Below are 14,913 nucleotides of genomic sequence, written 5' to 3' on the forward strand. Positions count from 1 at the left end.
ATTGAACTTGTTATTGAAATTGATTTTGTTATTGAAATTGAACTTGTTATTGCAATTGAATTTAAGCTTACACTTTATAATTATCCATATACCGATCCACATCAAAAGGCAAAGGAAACAAAGTATAAAAAATAATTGTAACATCCATTAAAACCGAACGATGACTCAAATACCACCTATTAATACGCACTTTATCAGGCCAAATAATTTCATCGTTATAACGTTGCGAATCAACTTGACGTTCTAATAACAATTCTTCATTTCTATATTTCAATGAAGCTAAGCCTGTAATTCCAGGTTTTACTTCCAAAATAATAGCATCAGCTCCTTCCAACCGATCAGCATACCCAGGAACATCAGGCCTTGGACCAACCAAAACCATATCACCTTTTAACAAGTTATAAAGCTGCGGCAATTCATCCAACTTCGTTTTTCTCAAAATTGTCCCAAAAAAAGTAGGCTTAGACCCGTCTTTTGTAAAGGTTCTAAATTTATATAGGGTAAAAGGAATCCCTTTGTAACCTATTCTTATTTGTTTAAATAGCATTATCCGTTTTTCCTAGTTCAAAATTTCCTATTCTAAAACATAAATTCTTCAATACAAACCTTGTACCCTTTGCGCCTTACTTGAGTTCATATACGTTAAAAATTCAAAAAAAAGTGCAACGCCTCTTCACCTCTCTCTCAACAAAACCAACCCATATATCTCTGTGCATCTCTGCGCAACTCCATGCATCTCCATGCATCTCCGTGTAACAAAAAAGCGCAACGCCTCTACCTCAACACCATCCCCCTTGATAAAACTCCGTGCATCTCTATATTACTCCGTGTACCTCTGTGCAACAAAAAAGTGCAACGCCAAAAAAAATTGCAACGCAACCCTTGTGCGCCTAGTGCCTTCCCCGTGTCCTTAGTAGTTAAACATTCAAAAAAGTGCAACGCCTCTCTACCTCAACACCATCCCCTTCATAAAACTCCATGCATCTCTATATTACTCCGTGTACCTCTGTGCAAAAAAAAGTGCAACGCCAAGAAAAAGTACAACGCAACCTTTGTGCGCCTAGTGCCTTCCTTGTATCCTTAGTGGTTAAACATTCAAAAAAGTGCAACGCCTCATCCTCTCTACCTCAACACCATCCCCTTAATAAAACTCCGTGTATCTCTATATTACTCCGAGTAACTCTGTGCAACAAAAAAGTGCAACACCAAGAAAAAATGCAACACTCTCCCTTGAGCGCCTAGTGCATTCCTTTTGCCCTTAGTGGTTAAACAAATCCATTTCCAAAAAAAACTCCAACAACCTCTGCAATTCTTTCTCTATCAGAATCCGTTAAATTAGAACCCGAAGGCAAACACAATCCATTTTCAAACAAACCTTCAGCTACATTGGTACCATAATAAGGATATTTCTCAAAAATAGGCTGTAAATGCATAGGCTTCCATAAAGGTCTAGACTCAATATTACTAGCCTCAAAAGCAAGCCGCAAAGCCTCTCTTTGTTCATACGAAGCTAAAACAATCGCACTTAACCAATGGTTAGAAAAATAATCATTAGAAGGCTCTTTCAAAACAGAAACAGCAGTATTCGTTTTAAAAAGTTCTTGATAAAAAGAATGCATTGCTCTTCGTTGCGCTACACGTAAATCAATAACTTCCATTTGACCACGCCCTATTCCGGCACAAATATTACTCATTCGATAGTTGTATCCAATTTCTGAATGTTGGTAATGAGGCGCTTGATCTCTGGATTGTGTCGCAAAAAACACAGCTCTGTCTTTATAAACTTGAGTAGCACAAACTAAAGCACCACCACCTGAGGTGGTAATTATCTTATTCCCATTAAAAGACAATACACCAAACGTACCAAACGTACCGCACTTTTGTCCTTTGTAAGTACTTCCAAGTGCTTCGGCACTATCTTCAATAAGAGGTATTTCATATTTTGTTGAAATCGCAACAATCGCCTCTACATTAAAAGGCATACCATACAAATGCACGCCAATAATAGCTTTTGGTTTTTTTCCTTTAGAAATTCTATCTAAAATAGCCTGCTCTAAGGCAATAGGACACAAATTCCATGTTTCTTTTTCACTATCTATAAAAACTGGAATGGCACCTAAATATAAAATAGGATTAGCAGAGGCGGAGAAAGTCATCGTTTGACAAATCACCTCATCACCCGCATTTACACCAGCCAAAATTAGAGCCAAATGCAAAGAAGCTGTTCCAGAACTTAAAGCAGCAACAAATCTATTCGCGCCTACATAATTTTCTAAATCATTTTCCAAACCTGTTACATTAGGTCCCAAAGGGGCTACCCAATTCGCATCAAAAGCCTCCTGAACATACTTTTGCTCGTTACCCCCCATGTGCGGAGAAGATAACCATATTTTAGATGGATTCATTTCGTTAATTTATATACACAAATATAGTGTTTTTAGTGAATTTCCAAGAGGGTTGCATAGTGTTTTTCAACAAATCAACTAGCGAAGTTTTAATTTAAAATAAGTAATGCTATTTTACAAAGAAAACACATTACTATTGATTTTAGTAAAATCAAAATAAGCCTAAAACTAGAACTTACGTTTTTACAATAGATTGAATTCGAAAACCACGAGAAACACCATCAAAAAACTCCTTACATCTCAACACAAAACTCACAACACAAAACAAACCTATTCCCTTCTCCCTTTCCACTTTTCACTTCTCAATTCCCTCTTCCCTCTTCCCTCTTCCCTCTTCCCTCTTCCCTCTTCCCTCTTCCCTCTTCTCACTTCTCACTTTTCACTTTTCACTTCCCCACCCCTACCATCTTTCCAATATTTAAGACACTCCCTCAAGTATCCATTCATCAAATTTAATGAAGACAGCGAAGGAAAAGCAAGTCCATTGTATTCGTGCGGACCTTGTTTTACTTTGAAGCTAGAAGGAGCAGAAATGGCTTTTATTCCAGCTTTTTGGTAGAGCATTACTGCTCTGGGAAGGTGCAGGGCATCGGAAACAACGATTACGTTTTTATGATTACCAAATTTCTTAACAAAAGCAGCTACCTCCTCAGAAGTGTTGGAAGGGGTAGTCAACATTTCAATATTTTGACTCGGTATTCCCAATTCAATAGCGGTCCTTCTGGCAACAGACGCTTGAGTCTCTAACCCTAAACTAGAATAGGCGGAAGTAACAATTTTATAATGAGGGAGCGACTTAGAAATACGAATAGCTTCAACCAATCGAGTAAGAGTTGCCGTACTTAATTGTCCTGTTGCTGGAAGTCTGGGATCTAAACTATAGCCAGCTCCTAATACATGTAAGTAATACGTTTTGGTAGTATCTAAAAGTTTTGGATTACAAACAATTACTTTTGCCTCGTATGCCGCAACTAATTTTGCTGGAACAAATTGTGTGCTAACTACCAAGAAAATAGTTACCCAAAGAAGCAAAGCAATTCTTATTTTTTTAAAACCAACACGATAAGCGACTCCCAATAAAAAAAACACCCCTAGCAATAAAATATTACTAAGGGTTATCATATCATATAGTTTGGAAAACATGACTAAAATTTAAGATATTAATACGACACTGTTGAATATAGGTATAAAAATCACTCTGAGATTCTTCATCTAAACGTCAATTCGAGTGTTTTTTTTTACGGAGTTATACGAAGCAAAAAATGTATCGAGAATCGTTTTAACACAAAAGCAATACTACCAACTTCACAAAAAACAATCCCAATCAAGGTCTTTTTTAGAAAAAGGCGCACCATGCCCCGCTAAAACTATATCGGTATCCACTAAACGCTGTCTAATCTTATCGATACTGAGCTTTGCAGCAACTTTATTCCCACTTTTAAGTTTTGTAACCACTTTAACTTGTGGTATCAATGCATCTCCGGTAAAACAAAAATGTTGAAATTTAAAAGACAAACAACCTTCGTTATGACCAGGAGTAGCTATCACCGTTAAAAATTGGTTTTGAAACAAATCCAAGGTCTCATTTTCATAGAGAACAACCACATTATCACCCGAATAGGCAACAGGAGTTCCGTGATAAAAAGACAAATTAAGCTTACTATCCGCTAAAGCTTCTTGAGTATAGGGAGAGCAGTAAATACTACAATTGGGAAACTTTTCTAGGACATAATGAATATCGGCTATATGATCATAATGCGCGTGAGTTAAAAATACTGCCTTTAAGTATTGATCTTGTTGTAAAGAAGCAATAGCGTCTTTTGCATTACCTAAATCAACCAAATAGCACGCTTGTTCTTGTTCAACAGAAATAAGGTACGTATTGGAATGATAGGGTTCTAAAATAAATTGTTGAATTCTTATAGCCACTTACTGTGCATTAATTACCATCATTTTCTCTTTAAAACGATGAAAAACAGTAGTATTATCCGTTACATTTTTATCCACTATCATACCAGCAGCCACCGTATTTTTGTTTCCCAAAGTTATGCCTGGCAAAACGACCCCATTAGTCCCAATAAAATTTTCCTCTCCTAAAACAGCAAACCCCCCGGTAACTACTTGTGGAGAAAGAAAATTATAAGCTTCAATGGTAGTATCATGACCAATGGTGCAACGCGAATTGATCAAATTAAAATCCCCAATTACCGCTTTAGGGCCAATTGAAACGTTATGAGAAATCACACAACCTACTCCAATTTTTGCCGAGGGTGAAACCAAAGCTGTAGGATGAATAATGGATATAAATTGGGCTTTTTTTTGCAACAACTCCTCAATAATGGTTCGTCTATATTTCATATTCGCAATGCCCATTATATAACCAACATCATTTCTAACTTGATGCGCTTGTATGGTTCCTAAATAAGGAAAACGGTATTGGTATTGATGGTAATTTGCTTCACTATCATCTATTAATCCAACAATTTCCCAATTTTGGGAGCTAGTTGTTACCGATGTATGATTCATGTAGATCAAATAGTCTATCAATTCTGCAGCATGTCCTCCTGCACCAATAATAATTATTTTATTCATATTATCTTGCGGTATAACCTCCATCAACCACTAAATTAGTACCTGTAACCCAACGCGATGCTGGACTTAATAAATAAACACAAGCGTTGGCCACATCTTCTGACTTCCCTAATCCTAGTGGATGATAACTTTTTATTTTAGTATAAGCTTCTTCATTTTGACTGTAAACCGCATTGGCACTCATAGGAGTTTCTACTACGCCGGGTAAAACACAATTGACGCGAATATTTTTATTGGCCAATTCCAAAGCTAAAGATTTAGCACCTGCCACTAAAGCACCTTTTGTTAAACTATAGGTTGTTTTTCCTAATTCACCTACAACTCCCATGACTGATGCAATAAATACGATACTCATTCCTTCAGGATTCACATATTTTGATTTGGTCAATAGTTTTGTAATATGAATAGCTGCATACACATTGGTTTCAAAAAAAGGATGCAACTTTTCTGGAGTAATATTACGAAGGGGCAAAGTAGTAGAAATCCCTGCAGCATGCACTATACCATCCACTTGTTTTTTGGTTTCTAAAACTTTTTCAAGTTTCTCGGCAGTTGAAGTATAATCTGTAATATCGGTTGCTAAAACAACGTAATTATCATTCGATAGCATAGAAGCGGTTTCTTGTAATCGTTCTTCAGAGCGACCTATTAAAATCACAAAGGCTCCCATTTGATTTAAGGTTAAAGCACATTGACGGCCTATTCCAGAGGAAGCTCCTGTAACAACTATTGTTTTATGCGAAAGCGAAAAAGGATTTTTAATCATTATAATTCTACTAAATTACTAATACAACAATCCTCAACATTGATTTGTGCCGTTGCCCATGACATCCCCACTCCAAAACCACACAACATGAGTTTTTTTGAACCCGCTAATTTATTTTGCAATTGACTCGCAATAGTTAGTGGGATAGAAACCGAAGAAGTATTCCCAAACTGGGCAATACAAGAAGGCACTTTTTCTAAATCTAATTTTAATTTTTTGGCCAAATAGGCATTCATATAATCATTGGCTTGATGGAAGATAGTAAAATCTATGGTTTCATTGGTATTGCCTGATTTTTCTAAAACCGATTTAAAGTTTTTTGGAATTTCACTCAATACAAAATTAAACACATCCGCACCATTCATATAGCCCTGTTCGTCGGTTCTGATGTTGCCATATTCGTCTACTACTTTTTCGGTAAGTGTTTCCACCGAGCTTGGATTTCTGTAGCCTCCTGCGTCCATTTTAATTAAATCGGATAAGGACCCATCTGAATTCAAAGAGAAAAAGCTTTCTCCAAATTTATCGTTTCTTTCTATCAAAGCAGCGACACCCCCATCTCCAAAAAGAAATGCGGTTTTTCTGTCTTTTGGCGAATAGACTCTAGAACGGGTTTCTCCATCTAATAGTAACGCTTTTCTAAAGCCACCAGATTGCATCAACCCATACACAACCGATAGTCCATAAATGAATGCCGAACAACCTAAACTAATATCAAAAGCAGCGGTGTGTTTACCTAATCCCAAACGATGTTGCAAAATAATTGAAGTAGCTGGCATCTTATAATCAGGGGTTTGCGATACAAAAATTAATAAATCAATTTCTTCTTTATTAATAGCCATGTCCTGAATTAATTGTTCTGCTGCTGCAAAACACAAATCGGAAGCACACATGCCTTCCGGTGCAAACCGACGCTCTTTGATACCCACTTTGTCTACGATCTCTTTTACATCTTCTTTATCAAAATACAGGGTATAATTGTAATTGTCAATCGTATTTTTAGGAACTGCTGCAGCTAGACCCGTAATTCCAATATTAGTAAACGATAGATTTGCCATGGGAAATTATTTAAGCTTGCGTTCTTTTGTTGATTTCGTTGTATAAATCAGCTAACGTAATTAAATTTTTAAATACTTCGTCTTCAATAACAATATTATACACATCATCAATTTCGGCAATCAAAGACAATCTTGCTAAAGAATCCCATCCATCATAGTCGCGAAATGCATCTGTTATTTCAATGGTTCTATCTTCAATTTCAAGCACATCTGAAATCATTTCTAAAAATTTTGCTTCCATGTTTATTTTATTTTATTTTATTTTAATTATTACCTTTAAAAGGTTCCATTGTTACACTGGTAGTACTAGAAATACCTTCTCTTACAATTACCTTTTTCAAAGTTAACCATAAAATTTTGATGTCCAATAAAATACTAATATTATCCACATACCATACATCATATTCGAATTTTTGATCCCATGCAATAGCATTTCTTCCGTTTACTTGTGCCCAACCAGTGATACCAGGTCGCACTTCGTGTCTTCTTGCTTGTTCTTTTGAGTACAAAGGCAAATACTTAACCAACAAAGGACGAGGGCCTATTAAACTCATATCCCCTTTCAAAACATTAATTAATTGGGGTAATTCGTCTAAAGAAGTACTTCTTACAAATTTTCCTGCTTTAGTTAATCGTTCTTGATCAGGAAGTAAATTACCATTAACATCCCGCCTATCACTCATGGTTTTAAATTTAATTAACTTAAAAATCTTTCCGTTTTTTCCTGGTCGATATTGAGTGAAAAACACAGCATTTTGACTTGCCATCAATAAAACAGAAACCCCAATAAATAAAGGGATGGAAATTAAAAAAATTATCATTGTGGCTAGTAAATCTACTACTCTTTTTAATCCTTTATTATACATTATAAAAATTGGATTGCGTTTTCTTTTGTAAAGTGATTAGAGGCTCTTTTTGCATTCTCACTATAGGTTGTATAGTTTTCTTTGTCCTTCTGAAGGTTATAAATGAAATTTTTTATTTCATTCAATTCTGTTGCTTCATACGCTTGCCCACAATTGTTTCTTGTTAATAAATTTGACAAAGCTGATTGTTTAGAACAAATGGCCAAAATTGGCTTACCGACTGACAATAAATTGAATGTTTTACTTGGAATGCTTAAATCAGCCGCTCCTTCGTCTAAGGTCACTACATTTAGATTCCCCACTTGCATATTATGGGGTAATAATGCTATAGGTTGCCATGGCATCAACTTGATATTGGTTAACTTTAGGTCTTCTATTAACTTGTTTATCAAATCATATTTATGACCTCCGCCAATAATTAAAAAATAAAAATCAGACTCATTCTTAAATGCATTGGCTAGCTCAACCAACTTTTCAATTGGATGGGTTTTCCCTAAATTGCCTGAGTAACATATTATAAATGCATCGTTAGGAATTCCTAATTTTTCAAAAATTAAATTTTCACTGCGATCGATTTGTGGAAAAAATTCATTGTTGGTCCAAATAGGAACTACCTTTATTTCCTTTCCTCCACAATATTTTGATGTTTCCTTGGCCAATTCAGGTGTTAGTGTATAGATTGTATTCGCACTTTTAAATATATTTTTTGTAAAATGGATGAACATTTTATGCACCCAACCTTCTTTAGAAAGATAATTAAAATTCACCAATGCATCTGGATATAAATCATAAACCAAAACATCGTAAGACACTTTCAAAAGATAAGGTACTAATGGAGCGCTAGGCGGATTAGTAATAGCGATGATTCTTGCATTTCTGTATTTGAACAATACAATAAAAAACATCTGCAACGTTGCTACAAACCAAGTAAATATCCTTTTTAAGGAACTTGACTTATCATATTTAATAATTTTATGCCATTTATAATCCTCGGAGAGCTTTGTTTCTCTTTCCACAATAGAACCCGCAATAATAACACATTTTTCATATTTTTTAGATAAAGCATCCAGCATATCAATTTGCAAATAACCAGATGCTTGATCTAAAATGACCACTGTTTTATTTTCAGCCATTATTTAGTATGAAGTTTTACTTGCTCATTAATCCAGTCAAAGGTAGTTTTCATTCCTTCAATTAATGGAATACTCACTTCCCATCCTATTTTTTCTCTGTATAACTTGTTATCACTATTGCGACCTTTTACACCTACTGGACAAGAAAATCCATATTTATCTACAAATTCTTGACCTCCAATGTTATTGATTTTAATATTTTTTCCAGACAACTCGATGGCCATCTCTGCCAACTGATTAATGGTTACCATTTCCTCAGAACCAATATTGACTGGACCCATAAAATCTTCTTGTCGCATAAATCGCAATACAGCCTCTACACATTCTGTAACATGCAAAAAAGAACGGGTTTGAAGACCATCACCCCATACTTCAATCGTTCCGCCTTCTTCTGTTTCTGCCGCTTTACGACACATAGCTGCAGGCGCTTTCTCTTTTCCTCCAGCCCAAGTTCCAAATTCGCCAAAAATATTATGAAATCTAGCCACCCTAACACTTAATTTGTAATTTCTATTGAATGCTAAGAATAGACGTTCTGAAAATAATTTTTCCCATCCATATTCAGAATCAGGATTTGCGGGATAAGCAGAACTTTCCTCACAATTTGGATTATTGGGATCTTGTTGGTTATGCTCTGGATACATACAAGCAGATGAGGAATAAAAAACCCTTCCTACTTTATTTTTCACACATTCATGTACTACATTCAAATTAATTAATGCCGAATTGTGCATTACATTGGCATCATTATCCCCTGTAAAAATATAACCCGCACCACCCATATCAGCAGCTAGCTGGTACACTTCAATGTAGGGTTGATTAAATTTGTTTTTAAAAGCTTCTTCAACAACTCTAGGATCTCTTAAGTCTCCTGCAACATAGTCATCACAAATTACTGCATGATCCCAAAATTCGTGTTTTGGTTTTATATCAACAATTTTAACATAAAAACCTTCTTCTTTTAATCTTTTAGCTAAATGGCCGCCAATAAAACCACCACCTCCTAATACTAATGCATTTTTCATATTTTAATTGATTTTCTATTACTTAATTTATTTAATAACCATTAGGTCATAATTATTTTTTTTATTAAAAGACAAACTTAAAAAAAATTGAAAGACTAACTTATATTGAAGTTAATTCTTTATTTTTTTACTTTTCGACTGCTAGGTGAACCGTCTTCGATCGGATCAATATCAGATGTTTCAAAGCGGTCTCTCTAACCTAATTTCTAACATCTAATTATTTACTATCTATCGCCAAAGTATAATTCAGGTAAGAGGGAAGTACCAAACCACTAAAATAAGTCAATTTTAAGAAATGAGTTGGATTTTGTACACTTGAACCAACATAACACGCCACTATACTTGATATCTCGTTTGAAATTCAAAAACTTATTTCATTTTTTATACATAGATTAAGCTAGCATTTTTTTTATACATTAACTCTCAAAACTTTAATTAGCTGATAAACCTTTAAATATTCAAAACCATTTGAATAAAATGCATTTGAATTAATTTATTTCTTCAATAAAACTACCAAACTTACTACTCTACCAAACTATTTCCCTCCATAAGCAATCGCTCATAAATTCTTTTAACCTCTTGTGACATAGACAAGGGCATAACCAGAATTGCCTCACCACTTTGTACCACCATCATATTTTCTAGCCCATGCAGTTCAACATGCGCTGTTTCAGCAATAATTAAATTGGAATCTTTTACATAAGCCCCTTTAGTTGAAAAATAATCAAACAATGCTTCATAAGACCCCAAATCAGACCATTCAAATGTTCCTTTTACCACTTTCATCTTGTCCGATTTTTCCATAACTGCATAATCAATACTCTCAGAAGGAATTTTAGCCGATGCGGTAGCCTCTAAAAAATCAGAATTTTTCACATTCATTACTTGCTTACATGCCTCTAAAATATCTGGGCGAAAGGAATTTAATTCTTCTAAATAGGTTTTGGCTTGAAAACAAAAAATCCCACTATTCCAATGATAATTAGCTTGGTTTATAAAATCTTGTGCTTTTTCTTTACTTGGTTTTTCATGAAATGCGACTACGTCATCACCATTACTTTGGATATAGCCATATCCTGTTTCAGGTTTACTGGGTTGAATCCCAAATGTAACTAAATGTCCTTTTGCCGCCCATTCAAAAGCTTTCTGTACGGCCGCTTGATAGCCTTCTTTATTTTCTATAATGTGGTCGGATGGTGTAACCAACAACAAATCGTCCGCCTCTACTGAAAGTGCTGCAAAAGCTATAGCAGCTGCTGTGTTTTTAGGCATCGCTTCAACTACAATTTGATAATTAGTTTCTCCCATTTCTTTCAAAGATTGTAAGGACAATTCATAATTATCAATATTACCAACTACCAAAATAGCATCACAAATAGCTTGATTATTGACTATAGTTATATCAAACAAGCTTTTTCCTTCAAAAAGGGGAATATATTGTTTGGTTCTTGATTTTCTAGACAAAGGCCACAAACGACTTCCTGAACCACCAGATAAAATTACATTTATTTTTTTCATTTATTTAAATTTGACTTGAAAAAGGTTGAATTGGGTTAAAAGGGTTGAAGAGGTTGAATTCTGAATTGGGCTGAATTCATCCTTCATCCTTCATCTTTCAAATATTTCATCTTTCAAATATTTCAACTTTCAAATATTATCTCCAAGCCCATCTTTTCTATTTACTTGAGATTTGTACAATTTAACCAACAATCTATTTATTTCGCCTAACTTAAATCTTATGTCCAAATAATCTTTTTCCAGCATATAGTCCATATCTAAAGCATAATTAATATGAGATATGAGTACAAAACTGCTTGAATAAGCCATATTTGTGAAATGCGCTTGGTCTTTTTTACTTGACCGACCCGAACCTTCCGCTATATTTGAGGCTATGCTGGATGCAGCTCTTGATATTTGAGAACATAACTCATATTTTTCATGCACTGGAAAGCTTAAAGTTAACTTTTTCAAATCAACTCGTAACAACCGAATTAACTGATACACTTTTAACTTTTCAAAACCATATTCAAAAAAATCAGCCATTTTCCAATTTTAATTTATTCTACTTTTTCAAACTTCAACTTTCAACTTTCAACTATTTCAACTAATTCTCACTTCCTTAAACTTATCTTGATTTTCGATAAACCATTGATATGTTTTTTGAATACCTGTAGCTAAATCGGTCTTTGCACTCCATCCCATGTCATTCATTTTGCTAACGTCCATTAATTTTCTTGGCGTACCATCGGGTTTAGTGCTGTCCCAAATAATCTCTCCTTGATGTCCGACTGTTTTTTGAATCAACAATGCCAACTCTTCAATTGTTAGATCGGTTCCTGAACCCACATTGTATAAATATTCGTCTAATTTATTTTCCATGGCAAACAAAACCGCCTCTGCCATATCGTCCACAAACAAAAACTCCCGCATGGGTGTTCCCGATCCCCATAGTTTGACAGGTGCATTATCATTTAATTTTGCCTCATGAAATTTACGCATCATAGCAGGCAACACATGCGACGTTTGCAAATTGAAATTATCATGACTGCCATACAAATTGGTAGGCATTAAACTCACAAAATCTTTGTTATATTGTTTTCTAATAGCTTCACACGCCTTCACCCCTGCAATTTTTGCAATCGCATACCATTCGTTAGTAGGCTCTAAAGAAGCGGTTAACAAATATTCTTCTTTAAGTGGTTGTGTCGCTAGTTTTGGATAAATGCAGGATGATCCTAGAAAAATAAACTTACTAACATTGGAATGAAGTGATGCCTCAATCAAATTGTTTTGAATTTGCAAATTCTCCATCAAAAACGTATAGGGATAATTGTTATTGGCTAATATCCCTCCAACTCGTGCTGCAGCATCAATTACAATTGCAGGCTGTTCTGTTTCAAAAAAAAGATTGACTTGCGATTGGTTGCGCAAATCAAGTTCTTGACTGGTTTTTCCAATTAAATTATGATATCCTTTGGCTTCCAAAACCCGCCAAATGGCAGATCCGACCATACCAAGGTGACCTGCGATGTATATTTTTTTGCTAATCATTTTTTTTTACTTTAAAACAAATTGAGTTTTAGATTGTATTAGCAAAATAATCTATTGTATTTATTAACCCTTCTTTTAAAGCTATTTTAGGTTCCCATGAAAGTTCTTTTTTTGCTAATTCAATCACAGGTTTTCTTTGCAAAGGATCATCTTGTGGTAGTGGCATATAAGTCAACTTACTCGTACTATTTGTTAATTCAATCACTAAAGTAGCCAATTCAAGCATTGTAAATTCGGTTGGATTTCCAATATTTACTGGCCCTGTAAAGCCATCTTTGGAATTCATTAATCGATACATACCATCTATTAAATCATCTACATAACAAAAACTTCTGGTTTGACTACCATTGCCATAAATAGTAATGTCCTCTCCTTTTAAAGCTTGCACAATAAAATTACTCACCACGCGACCATCGTTTGGATTCATTCTTGGTCCATACGTATTAAAAATACGCATTACTTTAATATTTACATTATGTTGTCTGTGATAATCAAAAAATAAAGTTTCCGCACAACGCTTACCCTCGTCATAGCATGCTCTTGGACCTATAGTATTTACATTGCCTTTGTATGTCTCCGGTTGTGGATGTACTTCTGGATCGCCATAAACTTCACTAGTACTCGCTTGTAACACCTTGATTTTTAATCTTTTTGCCAAACCTAACATATTGATTGCACCGATTACACTTGTTTTAGTTGTTTGTACGGGGTCAAACTGATAATGCACCGGACTGGCAGGACAAGCTAAATTGTATATTTCATCCACTTCTAAATAAGTTGGAAATGTAACGTCATGTCGTATTAATTCAAAATTTTTATGGCCTAATAAATGATGGATATTTTGTCGACTTCCAGTAAAAAAATTATCCAAACACAATACCTCATTACCTTCTTTTAAAAGCCTATCTGACAAATGACTTCCTAAAAATCCAGCACCACCAGTTACTAATATTCTCTTACTCATTGTATATAATTAAATTTTTGTTGTGTTAAATCCTAAATCTATCAACTTATTTTGCCATTTCCATGCTGAATCCATCATAGTGTCAACATTTCTTTTTGCTGTCCATCCCAACAATTCTTTTGCCTTAAGAGGTAAAGAAAAAATTGCTTCAACATCTCCCTCCCGTCTTTCACCTACTTTAAAATCAACTTTCACACCACTCATTTTTTCAAATGAATGAATCGCTTCAAAAACGGTAACACCATTTCCGCTTCCTAGATTAACAATTTCAAATTTGCTTTTAAAATCATCTTGAAATAATTTATTTAATGCTAAAACATGAGCTTCAGCAATATCAGAAACATGAATGTAGTCTCTAACACATGAGCCATCTCTTGTATTCCAATCATTTCCAAAAACCATCATATGGTCTCGTAAGCCAATTGCGGATTGTGTAATAATCGGAACTAAATTATTACTATGTTTAGAAGGAAACTCTCCTAATTCTCCCGAAGCATGGGCTCCTACTGGGTTAAAATAGCGCAAGGCAAAAACTTTTAGAGCACTTATATCTGAAATAGATTTTAAATACACTTCACCATTTTGTTTACTGTAGGCATAGGGAGATTCTGCATTTCTAATAATAGTATTCTCTTGAACTGGCAAATCTTGTGGCGCTACATTACCGTATACAGAACAAGAAGAAGAGAAAACCAAATTTTCAACTCCATATTTAATGGCATATGCTGCAACATTCAAAGTAGCATTATTGTTATTCTTAAAACAAAAAATCGGATTAGAAACACTGTCTGGAACTGACTTAAGAGCAGCAAAATGAATAATACCGTCTATTTTATTTTCTTTAAAAATAATTTCTAAAACATCCTCTTGAGCAATATCTAACTGATATTTTTTAAAATCTTTTCCTGTAATTTTTTGAATTAATTCATACGATAATGCAACGGAGTTATAATAATTATCTACTGTAATAACTTCATAACCTGATTTTAATAACTCTACAATTGTGTGACTACCTATATATCCTGCACCACCTGTTACTAATATTGTTCTCAT

The 14,913-nt window shown here is 34.6% G+C and carries 16 protein-coding genes; all 16 read right to left on the minus strand.

The genetic code is table 11. The annotated features are described in order from the left end of the window. Positions 1-67: 67 nt before the first annotated feature. Positions 68-547 (minus strand): sugar transferase, encoded by a 480-nt coding sequence (locus GFJ99_RS04305; protein ID WP_153207687.1) that lies wholly within the window; start codon positions 545-547, stop codon positions 68-70. A gap of 718 nt (positions 548-1,265) precedes the next feature. Next, complete coding sequence (locus GFJ99_RS04310) at positions 1,266-2,405, minus strand: DegT/DnrJ/EryC1/StrS aminotransferase family protein (RefSeq protein WP_153207688.1); 1,140 nt, start codon at positions 2,403-2,405, stop codon at positions 1,266-1,268. A 372-nt stretch (positions 2,406-2,777) separates the two neighbouring features. Continuing rightward, on the minus strand, positions 2,778-3,527 hold the full coding sequence (locus tag GFJ99_RS04315) for a YdcF family protein (RefSeq protein WP_162523922.1): 750 nt from the start codon (positions 3,525-3,527) through the stop codon (positions 2,778-2,780). A gap of 183 nt (positions 3,528-3,710) precedes the next feature. Continuing rightward, a complete protein-coding gene (locus GFJ99_RS04320) occupies positions 3,711-4,334 on the minus strand; it encodes an MBL fold metallo-hydrolase (protein WP_153207690.1) in 624 nt (207 codons plus the stop codon). Beyond that, positions 4,335-5,021, minus strand: a complete 687-nt coding sequence (locus GFJ99_RS04325) for an acetyltransferase (RefSeq protein WP_203228771.1) — start codon at positions 5,019-5,021, stop codon at positions 4,335-4,337. Then, positions 4,999-5,763: an SDR family NAD(P)-dependent oxidoreductase gene (locus GFJ99_RS04330; RefSeq protein WP_153207692.1), complete on the minus strand. Its 765-nt coding sequence runs from the start codon at positions 5,761-5,763 to the stop codon at positions 4,999-5,001. The genes GFJ99_RS04325 and GFJ99_RS04330 overlap by 23 nt, the downstream gene beginning before the upstream one ends. Next, positions 5,763-6,821, minus strand: coding sequence for a 3-oxoacyl-ACP synthase III family protein (locus tag GFJ99_RS04335; RefSeq protein WP_153207693.1), 1,059 nt, complete (start codon positions 6,819-6,821; stop codon positions 5,763-5,765). Before GFJ99_RS04335 ends, GFJ99_RS04330 begins: the two co-directional genes overlap by 1 nt. A 10-nt stretch (positions 6,822-6,831) precedes the next feature. Next, complete coding sequence (locus tag GFJ99_RS04340; protein WP_153207694.1) at positions 6,832-7,062, minus strand: acyl carrier protein; 231 nt, start codon at positions 7,060-7,062, stop codon at positions 6,832-6,834. A 22-nt stretch (positions 7,063-7,084) separates the two neighbouring features. Further along, on the minus strand, positions 7,085-7,687 hold the full coding sequence (locus tag GFJ99_RS04345) for a sugar transferase (protein ID WP_153207695.1): 603 nt from the start codon (positions 7,685-7,687) through the stop codon (positions 7,085-7,087). Beyond that, positions 7,687-8,820, minus strand: coding sequence for a glycosyltransferase family 4 protein (locus GFJ99_RS04350; protein WP_153207696.1), 1,134 nt, complete (start codon positions 8,818-8,820; stop codon positions 7,687-7,689). The genes GFJ99_RS04345 and GFJ99_RS04350 overlap by 1 nt, the downstream gene beginning before the upstream one ends. After that, positions 8,820-9,845, minus strand: coding sequence for an NAD-dependent epimerase/dehydratase family protein (locus tag GFJ99_RS04355; RefSeq protein WP_153207697.1), 1,026 nt, complete (start codon positions 9,843-9,845; stop codon positions 8,820-8,822). Before GFJ99_RS04355 ends, GFJ99_RS04350 begins: the two co-directional genes overlap by 1 nt. Before the next feature lie 522 nt (positions 9,846-10,367). Next, complete coding sequence (locus tag GFJ99_RS04360) at positions 10,368-11,363, minus strand: mannose-1-phosphate guanylyltransferase (protein WP_153207698.1); 996 nt, start codon at positions 11,361-11,363, stop codon at positions 10,368-10,370. Between the two features lie 129 nt (positions 11,364-11,492). Beyond that, the gene (locus tag GFJ99_RS04365; protein WP_153207699.1) at positions 11,493-11,888 is read right to left on the minus strand and encodes a four helix bundle protein; all 396 of its coding nucleotides are present in this window, start codon (positions 11,886-11,888) and stop codon (positions 11,493-11,495) included. Between the two features lie 57 nt (positions 11,889-11,945). Beyond that, complete coding sequence (locus GFJ99_RS04370; protein ID WP_153207700.1) at positions 11,946-12,896, minus strand: GDP-L-fucose synthase; 951 nt, start codon at positions 12,894-12,896, stop codon at positions 11,946-11,948. 28 nt (positions 12,897-12,924) lie between these two features. Continuing rightward, positions 12,925-13,860 (minus strand): UDP-glucuronic acid decarboxylase family protein, encoded by a 936-nt coding sequence (locus GFJ99_RS04375; protein ID WP_153207701.1) that lies wholly within the window; start codon positions 13,858-13,860, stop codon positions 12,925-12,927. 9 nt (positions 13,861-13,869) lie between these two features. Further along, positions 13,870-14,913 (minus strand): UDP-glucose 4-epimerase GalE, encoded by a 1,044-nt coding sequence (gene galE / locus GFJ99_RS04380; RefSeq protein WP_153207702.1) that lies wholly within the window; start codon positions 14,911-14,913, stop codon positions 13,870-13,872.

Source organism: Flavobacterium sp. LMO6, assembly GCF_009495795.1.
Lineage (GTDB): Bacteria > Bacteroidota > Bacteroidia > Flavobacteriales > Flavobacteriaceae > Flavobacterium.

Bases quoted from the DNA above. Each gene is read 5' to 3' on its own strand.
- GFJ99_RS04365 (WP_153207699.1), bottom strand. From the start codon at position 11,888: ATGGCTGATTTTTTTGAATATGGTTTTGAAAAGTTAAAAGTGTATCAG.
- GFJ99_RS04305 (WP_153207687.1), bottom strand. From the start codon at position 547: ATGCTATTTAAACAAATAAGAATAGGTTACAAAGGGATTCCTTTTACC.
- galE (WP_153207702.1), bottom strand. From the start codon at position 14,913: ATGAGAACAATATTAGTAACAGGTGGTGCAGGATATATAGGTAGTCAC.
- GFJ99_RS04360 (WP_153207698.1), bottom strand. From the start codon at position 11,363: ATGAAAAAAATAAATGTAATTTTATCTGGTGGTTCAGGAAGTCGTTTG.
- GFJ99_RS04340 (WP_153207694.1), bottom strand. From the start codon at position 7,062: ATGGAAGCAAAATTTTTAGAAATGATTTCAGATGTGCTTGAAATTGAA.
- GFJ99_RS04345 (WP_153207695.1), bottom strand. From the start codon at position 7,687: ATGTATAATAAAGGATTAAAAAGAGTAGTAGATTTACTAGCCACAATG.
- GFJ99_RS04355 (WP_153207697.1), bottom strand. From the start codon at position 9,845: ATGAAAAATGCATTAGTATTAGGAGGTGGTGGTTTTATTGGCGGCCAT.
- GFJ99_RS04315 (WP_162523922.1), bottom strand. From the start codon at position 3,527: ATGATAACCCTTAGTAATATTTTATTGCTAGGGGTGTTTTTTTTATTG.
- GFJ99_RS04335 (WP_153207693.1), bottom strand. From the start codon at position 6,821: ATGGCAAATCTATCGTTTACTAATATTGGAATTACGGGTCTAGCTGCA.
- GFJ99_RS04350 (WP_153207696.1), bottom strand. From the start codon at position 8,820: ATGGCTGAAAATAAAACAGTGGTCATTTTAGATCAAGCATCTGGTTAT.
- GFJ99_RS04330 (WP_153207692.1), bottom strand. From the start codon at position 5,763: ATGATTAAAAATCCTTTTTCGCTTTCGCATAAAACAATAGTTGTTACA.
- GFJ99_RS04310 (WP_153207688.1), bottom strand. From the start codon at position 2,405: ATGAATCCATCTAAAATATGGTTATCTTCTCCGCACATGGGGGGTAAC.
- GFJ99_RS04370 (WP_153207700.1), bottom strand. From the start codon at position 12,896: ATGATTAGCAAAAAAATATACATCGCAGGTCACCTTGGTATGGTCGGA.
- GFJ99_RS04325 (WP_203228771.1), bottom strand. From the start codon at position 5,021: ATGGAGGTTATACCGCAAGATAATATGAATAAAATAATTATTATTGGT.
- GFJ99_RS04375 (WP_153207701.1), bottom strand. From the start codon at position 13,860: ATGAGTAAGAGAATATTAGTAACTGGTGGTGCTGGATTTTTAGGAAGT.